21 protein-coding genes and 4 tRNA genes are annotated in these 23,371 nt (G+C 33.2%); 24 read left to right on the top strand and 1 reads right to left on the bottom strand.

Features of this window, described 5'->3' with window-relative positions; all coding sequences use genetic code 11:
* The first annotated feature begins 29 nt into the window (after window positions 1–29).
* The 9 genes from ACSVH5_RS12200 (at window position 30) to ACSVH5_RS12160 (ending at window position 13,511) form a co-directional block, all read left to right on the top strand.
* A complete protein-coding gene (locus tag ACSVH5_RS12200) occupies window positions 30–1,499 on the top strand; it encodes a RagB/SusD family nutrient uptake outer membrane protein (protein ID WP_438061691.1) in 1,470 nt (489 codons plus the stop codon).
* Window positions 1,500–2,546: 1,047 nt separating this feature from the next.
* The gene (locus tag ACSVH5_RS12195) at window positions 2,547–5,654 is read left to right on the top strand and encodes a SusC/RagA family TonB-linked outer membrane protein (RefSeq protein WP_438061690.1); all 3,108 of its coding nucleotides are present in this window, start codon (window positions 2,547–2,549) and stop codon (window positions 5,652–5,654) included.
* 10 nt (window positions 5,655–5,664) lie between these two features.
* On the top strand, window positions 5,665–7,281 hold the full coding sequence (locus tag ACSVH5_RS12190) for a RagB/SusD family nutrient uptake outer membrane protein (protein WP_438061689.1): 1,617 nt from the start codon (window positions 5,665–5,667) through the stop codon (window positions 7,279–7,281).
* Between the two features lie 334 nt (window positions 7,282–7,615).
* The gene (locus ACSVH5_RS12185; RefSeq protein WP_438061763.1) at window positions 7,616–7,768 is read left to right on the top strand and encodes a T9SS type A sorting domain-containing protein; all 153 of its coding nucleotides are present in this window, start codon (window positions 7,616–7,618) and stop codon (window positions 7,766–7,768) included.
* Between the two features lie 156 nt (window positions 7,769–7,924).
* On the top strand, window positions 7,925–9,874 hold the full coding sequence (locus ACSVH5_RS12180; protein WP_438061688.1) for a putative porin: 1,950 nt from the start codon (window positions 7,925–7,927) through the stop codon (window positions 9,872–9,874).
* 12 nt (window positions 9,875–9,886) lie between these two features.
* Window positions 9,887–11,248 carry a pyridoxal-phosphate dependent enzyme gene (locus ACSVH5_RS12175; RefSeq protein ID WP_438061687.1) on the top strand — a complete coding sequence of 454 codons (1,362 nt, stop codon included), beginning with the start codon at window positions 9,887–9,889 and terminating at the stop codon, window positions 11,246–11,248.
* A gap of 1 nt (window position 11,249) precedes the next feature.
* Complete coding sequence (locus tag ACSVH5_RS12170; RefSeq protein ID WP_438061686.1) at window positions 11,250–11,735, top strand: 3'-5' exonuclease; 486 nt, start codon at window positions 11,250–11,252, stop codon at window positions 11,733–11,735.
* A 61-nt stretch (window positions 11,736–11,796) separates the two neighbouring features.
* Window positions 11,797–13,065 carry a DUF2851 family protein gene (locus tag ACSVH5_RS12165; RefSeq protein WP_438061685.1) on the top strand — a complete coding sequence of 423 codons (1,269 nt, stop codon included), beginning with the start codon at window positions 11,797–11,799 and terminating at the stop codon, window positions 13,063–13,065.
* Window positions 13,066–13,283: 218 nt separating this feature from the next.
* A complete protein-coding gene (locus ACSVH5_RS12160) occupies window positions 13,284–13,511 on the top strand; it encodes a hypothetical protein (RefSeq protein ID WP_064716527.1) in 228 nt (75 codons plus the stop codon).
* Between the two features lie 68 nt (window positions 13,512–13,579).
* On the opposite strand, the gene ACSVH5_RS12155 is transcribed toward ACSVH5_RS12160, so the two are convergent.
* Window positions 13,580–15,046: an APC family permease gene (locus tag ACSVH5_RS12155; protein ID WP_438061684.1), complete on the bottom strand. Its 1,467-nt coding sequence runs from the start codon at window positions 15,044–15,046 to the stop codon at window positions 13,580–13,582.
* Between the two features lie 227 nt (window positions 15,047–15,273).
* Between ACSVH5_RS12155 and ACSVH5_RS12150 the strand changes: the two genes are divergently transcribed.
* From ACSVH5_RS12150 to rplJ, 15 genes are all read left to right on the top strand, one after another.
* Window positions 15,274–16,161 (top strand): ComEA family DNA-binding protein, encoded by an 888-nt coding sequence (locus ACSVH5_RS12150; protein ID WP_438061683.1) that lies wholly within the window; start codon window positions 15,274–15,276, stop codon window positions 16,159–16,161.
* Between the two features lie 37 nt (window positions 16,162–16,198).
* Complete coding sequence (locus tag ACSVH5_RS12145) at window positions 16,199–17,371, top strand: acyl-CoA dehydrogenase family protein (protein WP_438061682.1); 1,173 nt, start codon at window positions 16,199–16,201, stop codon at window positions 17,369–17,371.
* 100 nt (window positions 17,372–17,471) lie between these two features.
* Window positions 17,472–17,669, top strand: coding sequence for a 30S ribosomal protein S21 (rpsU, locus tag ACSVH5_RS12140; protein WP_438061681.1), 198 nt, complete (start codon window positions 17,472–17,474; stop codon window positions 17,667–17,669).
* 70 nt (window positions 17,670–17,739) lie between these two features.
* The gene (locus ACSVH5_RS12135) at window positions 17,740–18,636 is read left to right on the top strand and encodes a tyrosine-type recombinase/integrase (RefSeq protein ID WP_438061680.1); all 897 of its coding nucleotides are present in this window, start codon (window positions 17,740–17,742) and stop codon (window positions 18,634–18,636) included.
* Between the two features lie 37 nt (window positions 18,637–18,673).
* A complete protein-coding gene (gene hpf / locus ACSVH5_RS12130; protein WP_438061679.1) occupies window positions 18,674–18,976 on the top strand; it encodes a ribosome hibernation-promoting factor, HPF/YfiA family in 303 nt (100 codons plus the stop codon).
* A 90-nt stretch (window positions 18,977–19,066) separates the two neighbouring features.
* Window positions 19,067–19,140, top strand: a tRNA-Thr gene (locus tag ACSVH5_RS12125).
* Between the two features lie 49 nt (window positions 19,141–19,189).
* A tRNA-Tyr gene (locus tag ACSVH5_RS12120) sits at window positions 19,190–19,273 on the top strand.
* Window positions 19,274–19,358: 85 nt separating this feature from the next.
* Window positions 19,359–19,430: transfer RNA gene (locus tag ACSVH5_RS12115), tRNA-Thr, on the top strand.
* 54 nt (window positions 19,431–19,484) lie between these two features.
* Window positions 19,485–20,672, top strand: a complete 1,188-nt coding sequence (gene tuf, locus ACSVH5_RS12110) for an elongation factor Tu (RefSeq protein WP_438061678.1) — start codon at window positions 19,485–19,487, stop codon at window positions 20,670–20,672.
* Between the two features lie 56 nt (window positions 20,673–20,728).
* Window positions 20,729–20,799 (top strand) — tRNA-Trp (locus tag ACSVH5_RS12105).
* A gap of 24 nt (window positions 20,800–20,823) precedes the next feature.
* Complete coding sequence (gene secE / locus ACSVH5_RS12100) at window positions 20,824–21,021, top strand: preprotein translocase subunit SecE (protein WP_024982058.1); 198 nt, start codon at window positions 20,824–20,826, stop codon at window positions 21,019–21,021.
* A 10-nt stretch (window positions 21,022–21,031) separates the two neighbouring features.
* Window positions 21,032–21,583 carry a transcription termination/antitermination protein NusG gene (nusG, locus tag ACSVH5_RS12095; RefSeq protein WP_438061677.1) on the top strand — a complete coding sequence of 184 codons (552 nt, stop codon included), beginning with the start codon at window positions 21,032–21,034 and terminating at the stop codon, window positions 21,581–21,583.
* A gap of 65 nt (window positions 21,584–21,648) precedes the next feature.
* Window positions 21,649–22,086 carry a 50S ribosomal protein L11 gene (gene rplK / locus ACSVH5_RS12090; RefSeq protein ID WP_035639405.1) on the top strand — a complete coding sequence of 146 codons (438 nt, stop codon included), beginning with the start codon at window positions 21,649–21,651 and terminating at the stop codon, window positions 22,084–22,086.
* A gap of 13 nt (window positions 22,087–22,099) precedes the next feature.
* Window positions 22,100–22,789, top strand: a complete 690-nt coding sequence (rplA, locus tag ACSVH5_RS12085; protein WP_438061676.1) for a 50S ribosomal protein L1 — start codon at window positions 22,100–22,102, stop codon at window positions 22,787–22,789.
* Window positions 22,790–22,811: 22 nt separating this feature from the next.
* Window positions 22,812–23,306, top strand: coding sequence for a 50S ribosomal protein L10 (gene rplJ / locus ACSVH5_RS12080; RefSeq protein ID WP_438061675.1), 495 nt, complete (start codon window positions 22,812–22,814; stop codon window positions 23,304–23,306).
* Window positions 23,307–23,371 lie beyond the last annotated feature (65 nt).

Here is a 23,371-nt window from a genome sequence, read left to right as displayed (position 1 = left end):
ATCTTAGATTTTAATAAAATAATAATATTATGAAGAATATAATAAAAAAATTGATGGTAGCTTTTTTAGGAGCGCTGTCGATAGTGAGTTGTGGTGATGATTTTATTAATGAAGCAAAGCCAACAAATGGTGTGCCTGTTAGTACAGCTTTTGATACAAGAGAAAGTGCCAATGGAGTTTTGTCAGGGATTATGCGTCGATTTAGAGGCCAGTTTACCTCTACTGATGCTGCTGGTGTAAATTCTTTGTTTTTCGCGAGAACAGTAAAAGGAAACGATGTGATTTCAGATGCCAACTGGTATCAATTTGATTATGAAAATGATAATAGAGAACCTACCTACAGAAGAACTAACTTTTCTTGGACTTACCCATATTTTATGATTAATCAAATCAATACGTTAATCAAAGGAGTTACAGAAAGTACCAAGTTATCTGAAACCGATAAAAATGAATTATTAGGGCAAGGATACGCTTTAAGAGCGTTCTTTTATCATCAATTGGTTCTGGAATTTTCAAAATCGTATAAGTTAGATCCAAATTTTCCAGCACCCCCTATTTATAAAGACCCAACCGCAACTCCTGCTGCGATGTCTACAGTAAAAGAAATGTACGATTTTATTGTAGATGATTTAACCAAAGCTGTAAGTTTATGCAGTACTAGCCGATTAGGTAAATCCTATGTAAATAAACAAGTTGCTAATGCGATTTTAGCTGAAGTTTATCAAGTAATGGGGCAATGGAATTTGGCTGAAACTGCTGCTATAGCAGCTTATGGAGGAAATCCAGCCAGTGTTTTAGATGCTTCAACCTATGCAGCTGGTTTTAAGGATTATACAAACAGAGAGTGGTTATGGGGTTCGCCGCAATCAGACGATCAATCCAGCTTCTTCTGGTTAGCGCCTCATGCCTTTTCTGATCATAGATCTAATGGATATTCATCTATTTATGTTAATTCAGATTTTGTTAATATGTTTTCGGCTACCGATATTCGTGGTGGCGTAGGAGCGGGGAGATTGTTTAATTTGAAAAATCCTTCTTATGCACCCACTGACTATAGATATTATGTATCTAATAAATTCTCATTTAGTTTTAGTTCTCACTCCCCAATTATTAGATATCCTGAGATGATATTGATTGAAGCAGAGGCTAAAGCAAGACAAGGCAATGAAGCAGGAGCAAAAGCAGTATTGTACGCTTTACAAAAAAATAGAGATGCTAATGCAGTTCAAAGTGCTACTACTGGTCAGGCCTTAATAGATGAAATTTTAGTAGAGCGAAGAAAAGAATTGTTTATGGAAAATGGAGTAGAATGGTTTGATGCAAAACGCCTTGGAACTCCAATGGTAAGAACAGGAAATCATCGATTAAAAGGGGTGAATAATGTAACAGGGAACCCATTTTATTTGCAAGCCAATGACAATCGTTTCTTCTTAAAAATCCCACAAGCAGAAATCGATGCCAATCCAAATATTGACGATACAGTAAATGCTGGAAGATAATTTTTTTTTAAGATTAGTATGCAAAAAGAGTTCGAATTCATTTCGGACTCTTTTTTTTTATCCAGAAGACATTGTAGCAAGTTTCTACAACTAAATTGCTTCAATATTTAGGATGTTTTTTTGTAGTTGTCAATGTATCAATTTCATTAGTTAAGAAGTTTATTCTCAAATGTAATTTTTACACTTTCTTCAAAACTACAATCGTTTTCATCAAAGTTTATTTTTTATTGTAGCATAAAATACATTTCACATAGTCATAATTCCAAAAGTATTCTGGATAAAATCAGAATGCAGAAGCAGTACCTTCCTTAATAGGCTTTATTTTTACAGGGTATTTGGTGTCTCATATTCTTTGTCACAAAAAAAACAGGGACTCTAGCTTATATTACTGCATTAATTTAATGGCTTGAGGAATTATAAATTCAAGAATTTTGTTTGTTGGGTTACTTGAATTTGATAAAAAGTTTAAAAATTCAATTTCTTTTCTATAAATAATATGTTCTCTTTTTTTTGAATCAATAACATAACAAAAACTTTTATGTGCCTTTTTTGTAATCAATTATTCTACAGAATCCTATAGGATCTTTTAGATGTAATTTTAATACGAATCGCTTAAATTTCTATTGGCTAAATTTTGATTACAGATACCAATAATTACTTCATTTTCTATCTAGATTCTATTTTTTCTGGCGTTTTTTCGATTAATTCTTTCGTGTTACTAAGTAAAGGTGGGTTGAAATGTGAAGGAAGTATTACATAAAAAGTTAATATTCAATCCTTCAAATGCCTTGTGTTAGTAATATAACCCTATATGTCTAAATTTTTTGTTAAATGAAAAGAATGAAGTATTTGATGTTTTTTAACAAAAATTTATTTTTTATTTATTGTATTACATAAATAGTGTGAAATAAATGTGATATTGAATATTTATTTAACAATTGTATAAGGATTGAATTAATTCTAGGTTTGTAAATAATTCTTAGTTTTTTTTGTTAATTAAGAATTAATTATGATTTTTGTTGCATAACTAATTCAAACAATAATAATATGAGATCAAAATTCAAATGGATTTTTTCTTTGCTATTGGCGCTGTCAATGCAATTTGTCTTCGCGCAAGAGAAGACTATTTCAGGTACTGTTACTGATCAGACAGGTGCAGTTCCTGGGGTTAATGTGGTTATCAGTGGTACTAAAAAAGGAACGCAGACAGGTTTTGATGGTAAGTATTCTATTAAAGCTAAACAAGGTGACGTTTTAGTATTTTCTTTCATTGGACTAGAAAGTGTTAGGATGACTGTTGGAAACTCAAATACTATAAATGTAGTGATGAAAGAGGTTGCAACTCAAAAACTAGCTGAAGTAGTAGTTGAGGGTTATGGAAAAACTTCAACAAAGGCAAAATCAATTGGTTCTACTCAGACTGTTTCTGCAAAAACAATTGAAGGAAGGCCAAATGTCAATGTACTTCAATCACTTCAAGGACAATTAGCAGGAGCAAATATTGCTTTAGCTTCTGGACAGCCTGGTACAAACAAAATTGATGTTATTATTAGAGGGGTAGGTTCGCTTAACGCAAGTACTGAGCCTTTATACGTTATAGACGGTGTGCCTTTGACTCAATCTTTTTTCAGAAACTTGAATCAAAATGATATTGAGACCGTTTCTGTATTAAAAGATGCATCGGCTACTTCTGTTTATGGTAATAGAGGGGCGAATGGAGTAATTGTTATTACAACCAAAAGGGGTGAATTTAATCAAGACTTATCATTTAATCTTTCTTCTTCTTATGGTGTCTCTGAATTTCGTGGAGATAAATACAACTTGATAGATGCTAACACACATTTAAAATTGCAAAACCTTAGACAAGATGGTCCTGGTTTTACTGGTTCTGGAGCTGGATTTACTTTAGATCCTAATAATATTGATGCCTATAAAGTGAATACCGATTGGAGAGATATTTTCTTTACACAAGGTAAAACATCAAGTCAGGATTTAAGTATTACATCAGGAAGTGCTAATGTTAAGAATTTTACTTCCATTGGTTATTTTCAACAAGATGGTATAATTCCTACTTCTGATTTCAAAAGATTTACATTACGATCTAATTTGTCAGGTAAATCTACGAACAATAAAATCACTTATGGTTTGAATTTAACTGCTGTTTATTCTAAAAGAAATCAATTGGAACAAGAGACAAGAGCAGGAATTAATAACAATGTATTGCAAAATCCTTTAACAGGATATCTAAATTCAGCACGTTATTTCAGTCCAAGTACTTATGTAAATGGTCAAAAGTTGTTTAATGATTTTGGTTCTCCAAGTTTGAATATTATACCATTTATGTTAATGGATTTATATGGAAAAAATAATGCACCAAGCTTTTTTGATGAATACAAAACTATCATCTCTGGAAATTTTGGGTATAAAATTACTGATGATTTAACATATAGAGTAACGGCTGGAGCTGACTATACCGAAGATAAAAGGACTTTTGCAATTGGACCAAATGCTTATCTTTCAGTTGTTAGAGCTGTGGGTGCTGGTCAACCCTTTCATGGTTTAGAAACGCAAAGAAGCAATAGAGAGTTTATGTTTAATGCAACAAATCAGTTAAACTATAAAAAAGTTTTTGGGGAAAAGCATACTTTAGACGCTTCTGTTTATTCAGAGTATGTAAAAGCGCATAGAAGAAGTTTTCTATTTCAACAAACTGGTTTAAATCCTTTGCTTTGGTACCCTGGTGCTGGTACAGGTTATATTCCATATAGTACAGCTCTGCCTTTAGCATACGCTCCAACAGTAGCTGCATCTAGAATTGACGCTGGTTTATTTTCATATTTCGGTACTGTAGATTATGATTATGATTCTAAATATGGTTTTGCAGGAACCATTCGTAGAGATGCTAGTTATCGTTTTACAGATGATAATAAGTGGGGGACTTTTTGGTCTGTAGCAGGTAGATGGAATATCTCGAAAGAAGATTTTTTGGTAGATAATGAATTTATTAAAGATCTAAAACTACGTGCTTCATATGGTACAACAGGTAATCAAAATATAGTATCAAGAGATGTTGATTCTGATGTTTCAACAATTTTTCTTGGTTCGCAAGCAGTTAGAAGTTTGAATAACATACAACAAGGATATGGTAATACCACTTCTTTTGGTGTTGCCACCTTTGGAAACCCAGATTTGAAATGGGAAACTACTTCTCAAGCAAATATTGGTTTGGATTTTGATTTTATGGGTAGACTTTCTGGGTCTTTAGATTTCTATAAAAAAGTTACTACTGATTTATTTACAGCAATTCCAATTTCTTCAGCAAATGGGGTAACATCTATTAGTGGAAATAATGGTTCTTTATCTAACAAAGGAATTGAATTAAGTTTGAGATATGATATTATAAAATCAGAAGATTTAAAATTATCTATTAATGCTAATGGTTCATACAATGATAATGAAATAGATGATTTAGGAGTTTTAGATCCAGGAACAGGAATACAAAGAATAGGTGCAAATTTAGCTAATGTGGTTGGTCAACAAGCTAATCAGTATAACTTAGTACCCTATGTAGGCGTTAACCCGGCAAATGGTAATTTATTGTTTTTAGACAAAGATGGTAATGAAACAGAAAATCCTACTGATGCAGACAGAAGATTGACTAACAAAACATTTATACCTGTTTATCAAGGAGGTTTTGGTTTAGATGCTTCATATAAAGGTTTCTTTGTAAATGCTGCTTTTGCTTTTGCAGCAGAAATCTATAGATTTGATGATGATTATGCAGGTTTAATGGATATAAGAAATATAAATCCTTTTCCAGTATCAAGAGATGTCTTGAATGCTTGGACACCAACAAATACTAATTCTTCAGTTCCTTCATGGGATAACACTAATTATGATGCTGGTGATATTTCTGATAGATTTTTATATGATGCTTCATATATTAGATTAAGAAATTTAAGTATTGGTTATAATGTTCCTGCTAAGTTTTTAGATAAGACTTTTATTAAAAGTATGAGAATTAGACTTCAAGGAGAAAATATTTGGACGATTACTAAATGGAAAGGATTTGATCCTGAAAGTTTTAGATCAAATGTAACTGGTTATTTCCCAACCCCAAGCGTATACACTTTTGGTGTAGATGTTAATTTTTAAAAAAATAAAAATGAAAAAACGAATATTACTTTTTAGTCTTTTTGCAGTCTTACTTTCATGTAATGATGCAACAGAAATTATTCAGAAGGGAGAATTGAACGATACAGCATTGTTTGTGTCGGTTGATAATATGCAAAATTTCCTTAATGAAACCTATGATAGAGTCTCAACTCAAACGGACATTCTAGTTGCTTCTCAATTAACTGATGAAGTTGCTATTGGTAATTCTTTGACAACAAATGATACGCAGCGTTTCTTTATAGTAACAACTAATGGGCAGGCTGCTGCGCTGTGGAATACGCATTATAATGCTATAAATTACACTAATCGTTTGATATCAGGGGCTGCGCTTTATAAGCCTACAGCTGCAGAATTACCTCGTTATAATTCTATTCTTGCTCAAGCCAGAGCTTTGAGAGCTTTTTGTCATTTTCAGTTGATGGTATATTTCTCAACTGACTTGAGTAGTGATACGGCTCTTGGAGTTATGTTAGTAGATAAAGTTCCATCACCAAGTGAAGACCTACCAAGAGCTACTAACGGAGAATTGTTTAAGTTTATTAATGATGATTTAGCTTTTGCAGAAGCTAATTTAATTGCTCCAACTGGAGCAGCTGCTTATAAATTAGTGACAAAAAATTTCATTACTGCTTTTAAAGCAAGAATGGCTTTGTATAGAAAGCAATATACACAAGCATCAGCTTTTGCTGATGATTTGATTGCAAATTCTGGAAGAGTGTTGTCTACATGTACTGTATCTATTCCTAATTTCCCAGCAACTTCATCTGTAATCCCTTCCTTAGCAGGTTCTACAACTATTAATGTTGATCCAGGAGCTGCTAACCCTGTACAAAGAGCTCTTTTTCAAATGGATCAATGGGTTGCACCTTTAAGTCCTGTTTATAGAAGAATGTGGGTTGATGCTGAACAAGGCGAAATTTTGTTTGCTATCGATAGACCCAACAATAGAATTAATTTTAGTAGTGTTTATAATACTAACGGGTCTTATTTAACAGGAGCTCCTTTATATGATATGAGTAGAAACCTATTTGATTTATATGCTACTAGTTTAGGTGGTGGAGCTGAAGATTTCAGAAGATGGTGTTTTGTTGACAGATCAGCCACAATTTCTGCTACACCTAATACTGCATCTCGTACTAATGAAGTTATTGTAATCGATAAATATCCTGGTAAAACAGGTTCACATACTTCAAATGATTTAAAAGTTTTCCGTTTATCTGAAATTTATTTTATTAAAGCTGAGTGTTTAGTAAGAGCAAATAATCTTGCAGGTGCTGCAAATTTAATTCGTCAAGTTCGTCAAGCAAGAAGTTACACAGGCGGTACTGTTCCAACTCCTACTTATGCTAATGCTGCAGCTGCATTTGCGGATATCTTACTTGAAAGAAGAAAGGAATTATCTTTTGAAGGACATAGATATATTGATTTAAAACGATTAGGAGCAGATGCTAATGTTGCTGGTACTGATAGAAGTGCTCAAGATGCCATTAATTCATCAGCTACAAATCCTGTTAATATTACTGTTAATGATTATAGATTCACTTTGCCAATCCCGCAATCTGAAATTAATATTAATCCTTTGGTTCAAAACCCAGGATATAATTAAGATTTATTGTAAGTAATTATAGACCCTCTACATTATTGTTTTGTAGAGGGTCTATTTATTTTAATTTAATGAGAAATTTTATAATTTTTTTTTTTTTTTTTTTTTTTTTTTTTCACAGAATAAAGAATGCATAACCTGGAACTTATCAAATATGAGTAACTATTAAAAGAGCTTTATTAAAAGGTGATTAAGAATTCTCTTTAATTGCTGATGCAACGAATGGTTTGACATTGTCAAATGAAGAGTTCTTAATTGAAAAATCCATTCAGTTATTTCCAAATCCAACTCAAGATATTGTTTCATATTCTATTCCTACAGGATTTAATCTTAAAGTATTAAAGTTTATAATATTTTGGGTAAGGAAGTTTTATTTATCAATGAATTTAACAACAATGAATTTAAAGTAAGTGGTCTTAACAATGGACTTTATATTGTTAATTTTGAGAGTGAAACTTCAATGATCACCTCTAAGTTTATAAAGGAGTAATTTGTTTTGAACTTAATTTTAAAGGATTAAAGTCTATAAGATTTTAATCCTTTTTTTTATGGATTAAATCTTTATGAATAGTTTATAAAAAAGAAATTTTATAATTTATCTTTGTTGACTTAAATTGCTAGCAAAATTTCTAAATTTATTTTTTTAATGCGAATATATTTTTATGTCCTTTTTCTTTTCCTTGTCCCAATCTTAGTTTTTTCACAAAATCCTAGGAGAGCTTCTCGTCAAGTAGATAATGCTATTCCTAACGATACAACTAAAACCAAAGTGGCTCCAATAGATTTGTATCGAATCATTACTTTGGATAGAGACACCACTTATATTGATACCTCTTTGACCATCAGAAAAGAATATTCACATAATTATTTAAGAAAAGATAATTTTGGTCTCTTGGCTTTTCCGAATGAGGGGCAGACTTATAATACGCTTAACTATGGTTTAGTCAAAAATGATATTTTTCCTGAGATGGGGTTCAAAGCTAAGCATTTCAATTTTATGGAAGCCAATCAAATTCGATATGCATCTGTGGCTACTCCTGTAACGGAACTCTATTTTAAAACGACTATTCAACAAGGACAATCTTTAGATTCCTACTTCGCTATTAATGTTAATGAAAACCTTAACTTTTCTATTGCTTATCGTGGTTTGCGATCTTTAGGAAGATACATCAATCAATTATCAAGCTCAGGTAATTTCAGATTCACTACCAGTTATCATACTAAAGATTTTAGATACATTGCCAACGGTCATTTTACGTACCAAGATATTTTAAATGGTGAAAATGGAGGTATTACAACCGTTTCTGATTTCGAAGGGGAAGATCCAAACTATGACAATCGAGCTCGTTTAGAGGTTTTTTTAACCGATGCTAAATCTTTTCTAAAAGGAAGGCGTTTGTTTTTGGATCACGAATTTAGAATCAACAAGAAAAAGGGAGCCAATAATTTATTGCTGAATCATCAATTCAATTACGAAAATAAATTCTTTGAATACAATCAAGCCACTGTAGCCTCAACTGTTGGTAATTCTTTTGTTATGAGATTTGGAGATTCCTATTCTTCGAGTGATATCAATGACCAAACGCATTTTAATAAAATGTATAATAGAGTTGGTGCTGTATATGAAAATACAACACTAGGAAGGTTTAATTTTTTTATTGATGATTTTAGAAGCAACTATTATTACAACCAAATTTTAATTTTAGGTTCAGACGTAATTCCAAGTGTGATAAGTGAAAAGATTAACAATTTTGGTGCTCAATACATTTACACCAAAGGAAAATGGAACGGAAAATTTTTGTATTCACGATCTATCACTAATCAATCATTGTCTAATCTCGAAGCTAAAATGGTTTTTGACTTAGACGAGGACAATCAGTTTTCATTTGAATACCAAAACAAGAATAAATTACCAAATAATAATTATAATTTGTATCAATCAAGTTTTGTAAACTACAATTGGTCGAATAATTTTAAGAATGAAAAAACAAATAGCATTTTGGCAAATGCTACGACTCAATGGGTTAATTTTTCTGCTCAATATACGATTTTAAAAGATTTTTTATTTTTTAAAGATATAACGACTGCCGCTCAAAAATTAGATAGACAACAGATTATTGCACCGAATCAGTATGATAAAACAATTAATTATTTATCTGTCAAAGCTAGTAGAGAATTCATTTTTGGAAAGTTTGGCTTTGATAATACTTTTTTATATCAAAAAGTAACCCAATCTGACGCAATTTTGAACGTACCCGATTTTACGCTGAGAAGTGCCTTTTATTTCTCAGATTCATATTTCAAAAATAAAGCCTTGTATTTGCAAACCGGAATTGTGTTGAACTATTTCACATCGTACTTTGCTAATGACTATAATCCAGTTGTTGGAGAATTTTTTGTACAAAACGACAAGAAAATAGGAAACTTTCCGTTATTGGATTTTTTTATTAACGCTAAGATTCAACGTACGCGCATCTATTTAAAAGCAGAACATTTTAACTCACTTTTTTCTTCAAATAATTATTTTTCAGCTCCCAATACACCTTATAGAGATTTTACGGTGCGTTTTGGTTTGGTTTGGAATTTTTTTAATTAATTTTTTTTACAAATGAATTTTTCACAAAACATATTAGGTACTATTGGTAATACACCATTGGTAAAATTGAACAAGATTGTTAATGGAGTAGATGCTTTGGTTTTGGCCAAAGTAGAAACTTTTAACCCAGGAAATTCTGTAAAAGACAGAATGGCTATAAAAATGATTGAAGATGCCGAAGCCGATGGTCGTTTGCAACCTGGGGGTACAATCATTGAAGGGACATCTGGAAATACAGGTATGGGATTGGCCTTGGTGGCAATCGTAAAAGGCTACAAGCTAATCTGTGTAATCTCAGACAAACAATCCAAAGAGAAGATGGATATTCTTCGTGCAGTTGGTGCCAAAGTGGTCGTGTGTCCAACAGATGTAGAACCAACTGATCCACGCTCTTATTATTCAGTTTCCAAACGTTTAGCTGAAGAAACACCAAATTCTTGGTATGTGAATCAATATGATAACCCATCGAATGCTATAGCGCATTATGAGCAAACAGGTCCTGAAATTTGGGAACAAACCGAAGGGAAAATTACGCATTTTGTGGTTGGAGTTGGAACAGGAGGAACTATTTCTGGCGTTGCAAAATATTTGAAAGAGAAAAATCCAAATATCAAAATATGGGGTATTGATACGTATGGTTCCGTTTTTAAAAAATACCACGAAACGGGTATTTTTGATGAAAACGAAATCTATTCTTATATCACCGAAGGAATTGGAGAAGATATTTTGCCTAAAAATGTTGACTTTTCTCTAATTGATGGTTTTACAAAAGTAACCGATAAAGATGCGGCAGTTTATACTAGAAAAATTGCGCTTGAGGAAGGGATTTTTGTTGGGAATTCTGCAGGAGCTGCTATTAAGGGATTATTGCAACTTAAAGAACACTTTAAACCAGAAGATGTTGTTGTAGTATTGTTTCATGATTCAGGAAGTAGGTATGTTGGCAAAATGTTCAACGATGATTGGATGCGCGAGAGAGGATTTTTAGAAGATGAAATTACAAAAGCTGAGGATGTAATTAAAGATCATATTGATAAGCCTTTGGTTATTGCAAGAACTGAAGAACTGGTATCACATGCCATTGAGCGCATGCGTAAATATAAAATCTCTCAAATTCCTGTGGTTGATGTTACTGGATTTGTTGGGTCTGTAGATGAGTCGTTGTTGTTTCAAAGTTATATTACTGATAAAAATACTGCCGATCGTCCTTTGAGAGAAATTATGGGAGCACCATTTCCAATTGTACCAATGGGAACCCCTATTGAAGAAGTGTCAAAATTATTCACTCGTGAAAATGCGGCTGTTTTGATTGATCTTGGGAATGGAAATCATCATATTATTACCAAATACGATATTATCGGATCAATAAAATAATATGAGCACTTTCACTGCAATAGATTTTGAAACGGCGACGGCCTATCATCCCTGCTCGGTTGGAATTGTTACGGTCGAGGAGGGAATTATTGTAGATGAGTTTGTTACTTTGATTCAACCGCCAAATAATTTTTATAATCCATTCAACATTCAAGTACACGGGATTTATCCCAGAGATACCGCAAATGCTAAAACGTTTGTAGAGGTTTTTCCAGAGATTGAAAAGCGTCTTAAAAATAGAGTAGTTGTAGCTCATAACGAAAGTTTTGACCGAAATGTTTTGTCCAAAACGATGGCATTGCACGGTTTAAATTATGAGGATTTAAATATTGGCTCCCGATGGGAATGCACTGTAAAAATTTATAAAGCCAAAGGATTTAAACCCGCAAAATTGAGCGACTGCTGCAAGATAATGAACATTGCATTAAGTCATCACGAAGCGTTATCCGATGCAAGAGCTTGTGCTAAATTGTATCTATTGAAATAATTTTCTTTCATTTAATATTTTTTAATACATTAGTAGTCAATTCATTTGAATCGTCTGCTATATGAAAGAAGATTTTTTGCATTATGTTTGGCAATACCAAAAGCTAACATCACTTGAGTTACAAACTGTCAAAGGAGAAACTATTTCGATACTGCATCCTGGATATTATTTAGAAACTGCAGGGCCTGATTTTTTTAATGCTCAAGTCATAATTGGTGACCAAAAATGGGCTGGCAATATCGAAATCCATGTCAAATCTTCCGATTGGTATTTGCATAATCATGAACGTGATACAGCTTATAATAATGTTATTTTGCATGTAGTTTGGGAACACGATTCCGATGTTTTTGCCCCCAATAATCAAGAAATTCCAGTAATGGAGCTTCGAAATTATGTAAATAAAGAGCTGTTGTTTTCATATAAAAATTTAATAGCTCAAAAATCTTGGATTTATTGCGAAAACCAAATCCAAGAAGTCAATTCATTTGTGGTTTCCAATTGGCAAGAACGCTTATTTTTTGAACGTTTAGAACGAAAATCTCAATATGTTTTTGATAATTTAGTTGTTACCCAAAATGATTGGGAATCAGTTTTATTCCTCTTGTTAGCTAAGAATTTTGGTCTCAATACAAATGGGATTTCTTTTTTTAAAATTGTGCAATCCATACCTTTTTCGGTGATTCGAAAAGAAGCCTCTGATTTGCAAAATCTAGAAGCGCTATTTTTCGGAATGGCAGGTTTGTTAGATTACGATAAAGAAGATACGTATTTTAAGGACTTACAATTTCGATTCTATTACTTACTTCAAAAGTATGCTATTGAGAAGGTCAATATAGAGCCACTTCAATTTTTCAAGCACAGACCCGATAATTTCCCAACTATTCGGTTGTCTCAATTAGCAAGTTTATACCATCAACAAACAAATCTTTTTTCTAAAATCACCAACGAGTTTTCGTTACCCTTACTTTATGAACGCTTCGCTGTAACTGCTTCAGATTATTGGCAAACTCATTATCAATTCGATAAAATCAGCCCTAAAAAAAACAAAAAACTCACCAAATCTTTTATCGATTTGTTGTTGATTAACACCATAATCCCAGTTCAATTTGCGTATGCAAAAAATCAGGGAAAAGAAATAACAGAGGAATTAATCGCTTTGATGCAATCTTTAGATTCAGAAAAGAATGCAATTTTGGACAAGTTTAAATCAATTGGAATTTCCACCAAAAATGCTTTTGAAGCTCAAACATTACTTCAATTAAAATCAGAATATTGTAATAAAAGTAGATGTCTCGATTGTGCTATTGGTTCAGAATTACTTAAGCAATAGTTTTTTTGGTGCATAAACAATCAGAGTTCTTGGATTCATTGTTCCCGCTGTCCGTTATATTTTTGCCTTTTTAAAGGAAAAAGGCAAAGGATGCCACTCCCATCGGGGCTAGTAGTTGTCAATTGGTTTTTTTTTTGCAATCATTTTGTATCCTTTTCTAAATACTGAGGATAAAAATGTAATTTTGTTCACTATTTCATTAATTCAATTGCAAAGTAATGTCAGCAATTATCAAACTTAAATTTTTCTTTGAAAAACACGGCTTTCATGTGTCTTCACGTTTAGCCGATAAATTAGGAATGCGTGTTACAAATGTTCGTTTGTTCTTTATTTACTTGTCATTTGTTACAGCAGGTTTATGGTTTGCAGTGTATTTAACTTTAGCTTTTTGGATTCGTTTAAAAGATTTAGTCCGCGCAAAAAGATCTTCCGTTTTTGATTTATAAACATAAAAAAGAGGCTGTCTAAATTAATAGGACAGCCTCTTTTTCAAAGTTTTTTTTTTTTTAAGTTTTTATTCTGGAGTATTGTTATTTAATTTCGAATTTCTTTTCCCATATAAGAAATAAACAAAAATACCTATTGCTAACCAACCTAAAGACAGTAATTGAGCATCATGACTTAAGTTGATCATTAAGTAGGTATTTATTGATATACCGCAAATAGCAATAATTGGTAAAGCTGGAACTCTAAAGGAGCGAACTAAATCAGGTTGTTTAAATCTTAATATCCAAACAGCTATACAAACCATTGTAAATGCAAATAAAGTTCCAAAACTGGTCATGTCAGCTAATTTGTTTATTGGAGTAAATGCTGCAACAAAAGCAATAAATCCACCTAAAATCATTAGGTTGTTTTGAGGTGTTCCAGATAATGGGTTGATTTTAGAGAAGACTGAAGGAATCAATCCGTCTTTAGACATTCCTAAGAAAATTCTAGATTGTCCCATAATCATTACCATTAAAACCGAAATTAAACCTACAGTAGCAGCAATGGTAATAATGTAGCCAGCCCAAGCTTGTCCAGCAATATCAAAAGCATAAGCAACAGGTGCTTTAATTGCTTCTGGATATTTTCCAAGTGGATTAAAATCTTGATAACTCATCATACCAGTTAATACTAATGAAACTAGTATGTATAAGATTGTACACACTAATAATGATGCAATGATTGCGAAAGGAACATCTTTTTTAGGATTGATAGCTTCTCCAGCTTGTGTTGAAACAGCATCAAATCCAACATAAGCAAAGAAAATGGCTGCTGCCCCAGAAACGATACCACCAATACCATATGCCTCATGTGTTCCCGCTTTGTCAATAATTTGAGTGGCTTCTGGAATGAATGGTGACCAATTTTCAACATTAATAAAAAAGGCTCCTGCAATAATCACAAATATTACAGCCGAAACTTTTAATAAAACGATAAAGTTATTAGCGTTAGCAGCGCTTTTTGTACCTTTTATCAAAATAGAAATTACAAATAATACAATCAAAAAGGCAGGCAAATTCATTGAGAATCCATCACCAGTATAACTTGCAGGATCTGTTGTTAGCCATTCAGGAAGTTTAATTCCAAACATTTTCAGAAGTTTGTTGAAATAACCAGACCATGAAACAGCGACTGTCATTGAGCCCATTGCATATTCCAATATTAAGCCCCAGCCTATTATCCAAGCAAAAACTTCACCAATTGTTCCATATGCATAAGCATAGGCTGACCCTTCTACCGGTAGTATGGAAGCAAATTCAGAATAACATAGGGCAGCAAATACACAAGCAATACCTGCTATGATAAATGAAATAGCTAATGCAGGACCTGCATGGTAATATGCACCTGTACCAGTTAGTACAAAAATACCTCCTCCTATGATGGCTCCGATACCAATAGCAGTAAGACTCCATTTGCCTAATACTCTTTTTAATTCACTTTTTTTCATATCGGCTTCAAAAGCAGATACTGGTTTAACTCTCCAAATTGACATGGTTATTTGTTGTTTTAGTTATTAAGTGCCAAATGTATTGTTTTTTATAAAAAATAAAAAAAATTATGCCTTTTAAGCTGTTTTTTTTTCTTATTTCTATACAACCTATGCTAATGCTATAGATAATGAATAAGTTATGTTTTTAAATTGAATTTCAAATTACTTATTTTTCTTGTTAACTATATTTTGTTTTTTTACTTTTAACTTGATTTTAAATTCGGGGAAGCATGTTGAATAAATTTTTATTTTACGTCAAATTCACTAATACACAACGGAAAGGGATTTTGTTGCTGTTTTTTTTAATTATTCTTTTACAATTGTTTTATTGGTATGAAGTGAATACTTTTAATAATAAAGTTTCAAAAGATGCAAAACAATGGCTTTCCCTTCAAAATGAAATGAATGCCCTAAAAGCCCAAAAGGGTTATAAATCTTTTTTCTTCCCTTTTAATCCTAATTTTATATCCGAATATAAAGGATATAAATTAGGAATGTCTACAGATGAAATTGATCGTCTTCATGCCTTTCGAAATACAAATCGTTATGTAAATTCAGCGGAGGAATTCCAGAATGTAACTGGCGTTTCGGATGCTCTTTTGCAAAAAATGGCACCATATTTCAAATTCCCTACTTGGTCAACAACTAAAAAGAAATGGATAAATAAAAATGCATATGTAAAGACGTTTAATGAGAAGGAAGTCTCTAAGAATAATGTCAAAAAAATAGTAGACATTAATTTGGCTACAAAAGAGGATTTTATGAAAATATATGGAATTGGCGAGGTTATTTCTGATAGAATAATTTCTCGGAGAACAGTTTTAAATGGTTTTGTTGTTATGGAACAATTAGATGAAATCTGGGGATTATCACCTGAAGTAGTAGTAAGTTTACACAAAAACTTTAAGATTGGAGCGCTTCCTGCAATAAAAAAAATTAATGTAAATACTGCTTCTGTAAAAGAGTTGAGTCAGTTGCCCTATGTTAATTTTCAAATTTCTAAAAATATTGTAATTTATAGGAGTATGAATGGGGATTTAAAAATTGAGGATTTAACAAACGTTAAGGGTTTTCCTGTTGATAAATTAAAAATAATTGCTTTATATTTGGAATTTTAAAATAAATCATAATTTTTTTAATCGTAATATAGTACAAATGAATTCCATATATTTTACAGACGAACACCATCTTTTTAGAAAAAGCCTTCAAGATTTCTTGCAAAAGGAAGTAGTGCCACATATCGAGAAATGGGAAAAAACAGGTACAATTGAACGATTTATTTGGAAAAAAGTCGCAGATATGGGTTTATTTGGTATTAATTACCCAGAAACTTATGGTGGTTTAAATTTAGATTTATTTTATACCGTTATTTTTTTGGAAGAATTACAAAAAATTAAGTCCTCGGGTTTTGCTGCTGCTATGTGGGCGCATACCTATTTAGCTATGACACATTTAAACGCTGAAGGGGATGAGCGGATTAAACAAGAGTATTTAGCTCCTAGTATATCGGGAGATAAAATTGGGGCGCTTTGTATTTCTGAGCCTTTTGGAGGAAGTGATGTTGCGGGGATGAAAACTTCAGCAGTTAAAAAAGGCGATAAGTACATTATAAACGGATCCAAGACATTTATTACTAATGGTGTCTATGCAGATTATTATGTTGTTGCAGCTAAAACAGATCCTACACTTGGGAATAAAGGAATTAGTATTTTTTTAATGGATACTAAATTAAAAGGGATTTCGGCAACTAAGTTAGATAAACTTGGATGGAGAGCTTCTGATACGGCAGAAATTGCATTTGATAATGTAGAAGTACCTTTAGAAAACTTGATGGGTGAAGAAAATAAAGGCTTTGCGTATATTATGCAGCATTTTGCCTTGGAAAGATTAATTATGGCCATAAATGCACATGCAAGAGCCGAATATGCTTTAGAGTATACCTTACAATATATGTCGGAAAGAGAGGCTTTTGGCAAAACTATTGATAAATTTCAAGCATTGCGACACACTATGGTTGAGCATGCTACTGAAGTGGAGCATTGTAAAGTGTTTAACTATGCGGCAGTTGCTCGATTGAATCAAGGTGAATATGTGGTGAAGGAAGCTACAATGGCTAAGTTAAAATCTACGAAGGTAGCTGATGAAACAATTTATAGTTGTTTGCAAATGTTAGGTGGTTATGGTTATATGGAGGAATATCCGTTGGCTCGTTTGTTTAGAGATAGCCGTCTAGGTCCTATAGGAGGAGGGACTTCTGAAATTTTAAAAGAAATTTTGTCTAAAATGATCATTGATAGTAAAAATTATCAACCTGCTGTAAGTCATTAATTTTATTTTTATTTTTTAACTTAAAAAAAACATTATTTATGGTTTTGTTTTAGAAAAAATAATTACTTTTGCACACTTAACGAAAGGGGGTGATAAAATTATGTTAATTATACCAATTAAAGACGGAGAAAATATCGATAGAGCATTAAAGCGCTATAAAAGAAAATTTGATAAAACTGGAACTGTTCGTCAATTAAGAGCGCGTACCGCTTTTATAAAGCCATCAGTAATCAATAGAATGAAGTTTCAAAAAGCAGCTTACATTCAAAATATGAAAGACAGTATAGAGAACATCTAAATTTCTGTTTTCAAAATTTATTACCGTTAGTAATTAAAGTTTATGTAACTTTGATTCTAACGGTTTTTTTATGACTTCTATTAAAATTGCTTTTAGGGATTATCTTTTTCTAGAGAAAAATTATTCTTTGCATACGCAAAAAGCGTATTGTGATGATGTGGATGCTTTTGAGAATTTTTTAAGCGAGTCCTCTTGTGGTGTTATTCTAGAGAAGGTTGCTTATGTTCATATTAGGGCTTGGGTGGTTTTTTTGGTTGACTCTGGAGTGGCAAATGTAACGGTGAATCGGAAAATAGCTTCGTTGAAGGCTTTTTATAAGTTTTTGCTAAAAACAAAAGAAATTACGATTAGTCCTCTGGTGAAGCATCGTGCTTTGAAGGTGTCAAAAAATATACAGATTCCTTTTTCTGAAACGGAAATGAATGGCTTGTTTGGAGAGGCATTTGAGGGGTTAGTCTTCGAAGAACTTAGAAATAAATTAATGATCGAGATGTTTTATGCTACAGGAATGCGAAGATCGGAATTGATTAATTTGAAAACTAAAGATGTTAATGTGTCTAGTGCTGCAATAAAGGTATTGGGAAAAAGGGGTAAAGAAAGGATTGTTCCTATGTTGCCTGCTTTGGCTAACTTAATTAAGCGTTATAATCATGAGAGGGAAAGGTTGGATTTGATTGTTGATGTAGAATATTTTTTCCTAACTGATAAAGGGTTAAAATTAAGTCAATCTTTTGTCTATAGAACAATTAATTCGTACTTTAGTAATGTCTCCGAGAAAGTAAAAAAGAGTCCACATGTTTTAAGGCACACTTTTGCGACTCACATGTTAAATAACGGAGCGGATCTAAATTCAATAAAGGAATTATTAGGGCATTCGAGTTTGGCATCTACGCAGGTGTATACTAATAGTAGTTTGTCTGAGTTGAAAAAAGTATATAAAGATGCTCATCCGAGAAGCCTGAGGTAATTTCGATTCTATGTTTAATCACAAAAAAATAATGATTATGAAGGTAAATGTTCATGCGGTTAACTTTACTGTTGACAAAAAGCTGGTTGATTTTGTTCAAATCCGAATGGATAAATTGGAGAAGTATTATGACAAGGTAGTTTCTTCAGATGTTTTTTTGAAAGTTGAAAAGACAAGTGATAAAGAAAATAAGATTGTCGAAGTTAAGATTAATGTGCCAGGAGATGATTTTGTAGTCAAAAAGCAATGTAAGACTTTTGAAGAAGCTATTGATTTGTCTGCTGAATCTCTAGAGCGTTTATTAGTAAAAAGGAAGGAAAAAATAAGATCACATATTTAATTTATTTTTTTTTAAAAAAATGTTTTGAATAAGAGATAAAATCTATACATTTGCAGTCCGTTAGAAATAGCGGACTTTTTTTTGATAAATGCCAGCGTAGCTCAGTCGGCTAGAGCAGCTGATTTGTAATCAGCAGGTCGTGGGTTCGAGTCCCTCCGCCGGCTCTTTTTCAAAACTTGTTTTTGAAAATGTTCTTTAAAGTTGAGGTTAATAGGGGAGATACTCAAGCGGCCAACGAGGGCAGACTGTAAATCTGCTGTGAAAACTTCGCAGGTTCGAATCCTGCTCTCCCCACCAAACCAAATGACAGATTTAAGTCGGCAGGTTTTAAACTAGTCATGTGTCTAGTGTTTGAATTCTGTAGTCTGTAATCTAAAAAATTGCCGACTTAGCTCAGGGGTAGAGTGCTTCCTTGGTAAGGAAGAGGTCACGGGTTCAATTCCCGTAGTTGGCTCTAGTATGTAGGAAATTGAAATAAATATATAACTAAGATTAAAAATTAAGTAAAATGGCAAAAGAAACCTTTAACCGTTCGAAACCACACTTAAATATTGGTACGATCGGACACGTAGATCACGGTAAAACTACTTTAACAGCAGCAATCACAAAAGTGTTATCTGATGCTGGTTACTGTCAAGCAAAATCATTTGACCAAATTGATAATGCTCCTGAAGAAAAAGAAAGAGGTATTACAATTAATACATCTCACGTTGAGTACGAAACTGCTAACCGTCACTACGCACACGTTGACTGTCCAGGTCACGCGGATTACGTAAAAAACATGGTTACAGGTGCTGCTCAAATGGACGGTGCTATCCTTGTTGTAGCTGCAACTGATGGACCAATGCCACAAACTCGTGAGCACATCCTTTTAGGTCGTCAAGTAGGTATTCCTAGAATTGTTGTTTTCATGAACAAAGTGGATATGGTTGATGATGCTGAGTTGTTGGAGTTGGTTGAGATGGAAATCAGAGACTTATTGTCTTTCTATGAATATGATGGTGACAACTGTCCAGTTATTCAGGGTTCAGCTTTAGGTGGATTGAATAACGATCCAAATTGGGTTCCTAAAATTATTGAATTGATGGAAGCAGTTGATTCTTGGATCGAAGAGCCAGAAAGAGATGTTAACAAGCCATTCTTGATGCCAGTTGAAGACGTATTTACAATTACAGGTCGTGGAACTGTAGCTACAGGTCGTATCGAAACTGGTGTTGCAAATACTGGAGATCCAGTTGAAATCATTGGTATGGGTGCTGAAAAATTAACTTCTACAATTACTGGAGTTGAAATGTTCCGTAAAATCCTTGATAGAGGTGAAGCTGGAGACAACGTTGGTTTGTTGTTGAGAGGTATTGATAAAGCTGATATCAAAAGAGGTATGGTTATTATTAAGCCAGGATCTGTTAAACCACATTCTACTTTCAAAGCTGAGGTGTATATCTTGAAAAAAGAAGAAGGTGGTCGTCACACTCCATTCCACAATAACTACCGTCCGCAGTTCTACGTTCGTACAACTGACGTAACAGGGGTTATTACTTTACCAGAAGGAGTAGAGATGGTTATGCCAGGTGATAACTTGACTATTAATGTTGCTTTGTTAAGCCCAATCGCAATGAGCGTTGGTTTACGTTTTGCTATCCGTGAAGGTGGTAGAACTGTAGGTGCTGGACAAGTTACAGAGATTGTAGCATAATTCAAATAAAAATAGAAAACCAGTGTCGTTTTGATGCGACACTGGTTTTTATAACTACGGGCGTAGTTCAAGGGTAGAATAGCGGTCTCCAAAACCGTTGATGGGGGTTCGAATCCCTCCGCCCGTGCAATATAAAACACAGAGTATAAATATGGCAAAAGTTGTTAATTACATTTCAGAAGCATTTGAAGAATTAAAATCAAATGTTACTTGGCCAGCTTGGGCCGAGGTTCAACGTCTAACAATTGTTGTTGCTGTTTTTTCAGTACTATTCGCTTTGGCGACATGGGGAGTAGATGAAATGTTTGCAAAAGCATTAGAAGGATTTTTTAACTGGTTGAAAGCATAAATTTCTTGGGATGACTGAAAATAATTTAAAAAAGTGGTATGTCGTTCGTGCTGTTAGCGGACAAGAAAATAAAGTAAAAGCCTATATCGAAACTGAAATCACTAGATTAGGGATGGAGGATTATGTGTCTCAAGTATTGGTGCCTACTGAGAAAGTGGTAACCGTTAAAGAGGGCAAGAAAATAGCTAAAGATAAAGTTTATTTTCCTGGATATGTAATGATAGAAGCTAACTTGGTTGGTGAAATACCTCATATTATTAAGTCTATTACAAGTGTTATTGGTTTTCTAGGGGAAACAAAAGGTGGAGAACCTGTTCCTTTAAGAATGGCTGAAGTAAATCGTATGTTAGGGAAAGTAGATGAGTTAACCGTGAATACAGATACTCGTTCTATTCCATTTAATTTAGGAGAAACAATTAAGGTTATTGATGGACCATTCAATGGATTCAATGGAACTGTTGAAAAAATCAATGAAGAAAAGCGTAAACTTGAAGTTATGGTGAAAATTTTCGGAAGAAAAACACCATTAGAATTGAGTTTTATGCAAGTAGAGAAAGTATAATTTTGTTACATCTATAATAACCACCGCAATCGCTTCCAAAGATTGCTGTGTTAAATTTTAAAAAAATGGCTAAAGAAATTAGTAAGGTAGTTAAACTACAAGTTAAGGGAGGTGCTGCGAATCCGTCGCCACCGGTTGGACCTGCTTTAGGAGCTGCTGGGGTGAACATCATGGAGTTCTGCAAGCAATTTAATGCAAGAACCCAAGATAAACCTGGCAAAATATGCCCAGTACAAATTACTGTGTATAAAGACAAATCATTTGATTTTGTTGTAAAAACTCCTCCAGCTGCTGTACAGTTATTGGAAGCAGCGAAGCTAAAGTCAGGATCAGGTGAACCAAATCGTAAAAAAGTAGCAAGTGTTACTTGGGATGTTATCAAAGCAATTGCTGAAGATAAAATGGTAGATTTAAATGCATTCACGATCGAATCAGCAATGAGTATGATCGCTGGAACAGCTAGGTCTATGGGTATAACTGTATCAGGAGATTCTCCTTTTTAATTAAGAGAAAGACATGGCAAAATTAACAAAAAAGCAAAAAGAGGCTGCTTCAAAAATTGAAAAGAACAAATTGTACTCTTTGAAAGATGCTGCTGCATTAATTAAAGAGGTTGCTTCTGCAAAATTTGATGAGTCTGTAGATATCGCAGTTAGATTGGGTGTTGATCCAAGAAAAGCGAATCAAATGGTAAGAGGTGTAGTAACATTACCTCATGGTACAGGTAAAGATGTTAAAGTATTGGCATTAGTAACTCCAGATAAAGAAGCAGAAGCTACTGCGGCTGGAGCAGACTATGTTGGACTTGACGATTATTTGCAAAAAATTAAAGATGGTTGGACAGATGTTGATGTAATCATCACTATGCCAGCTGTTATGGGTAAATTAGGTCCATTAGGTCGTATTTTAGGACCTAGAGGGTTAATGCCTAACCCTAAAACAGGTACTGTAACTATGGATGTTGCAAAAGCTGTTGCTGAAGTAAAAGCTGGTAAAATTGACTTTAAAGTTGATAAAACTGGTATCGTACATGCAGGAATTGGTAAAGTTTCTTTTGGAGCGGAGCAAATTTTTGACAATGCACACGAACTTATTCAAACATTAATCAAACTTAAGCCAACTGCTGCTAAAGGTACCTATATCAAAGGGATACACCTTACAAGCACTATGAGTCCAGCTATTGCTTTGGACCCCAAAGCAGTATAATTGGTAGTTAAAAATTTTTAGTATGACTAGAGAAGAAAAATCAATCGCGATTGAAGATTTAACTGCACAGTTAGCTGGTACAAACATTGTATATGTATCTGATATTTCTGGCTTAGACGCAGAGACAACTTCAAACTTGAGAAGAGCTTGTTTTAAAGCAGGTATTAAATTAGAAGTAGTGAAAAACACTTTGCTTGCAAAAGCAATGGAAGCTTCTGATAAAGATTATGGTGATTTACCATCTGTATTGACTGGTAATAGTGCCATTTTTATTTCAGATGTTGCTAATGCTCCTGGTAAAATTATCAAAGATTTTAGAAAAAAATCAGAGAAGCCTGTTTTGAAAGGGGCTTATATCAATTCTGAAATTTTCATTGGAGATAACCAATTAGATACTTTAGCTACAATTAAATCTAAAGAAGAGCTTATCGGTGAAATCATCGGATTGTTGCAATCACCAGCTCAACGTGTTATTTCTGCTTTGCAAAATCAATTCGCAAACAGCGAAGAGGCTTAAGCATAATAACCATGACAAGGAATATTCCTTGTTGCTAAAATAGCGCACAATAAATAAATTATATT

It is taken from the genome of Flavobacterium sp. RSSA_27 (assembly GCF_051547125.1).
Taxonomy (GTDB): domain Bacteria; phylum Bacteroidota; class Bacteroidia; order Flavobacteriales; family Flavobacteriaceae; genus Flavobacterium.
Note: the sequence above shows the minus strand (reverse complement) of the source record. Positions and strands in the feature narration are given on the sequence as shown.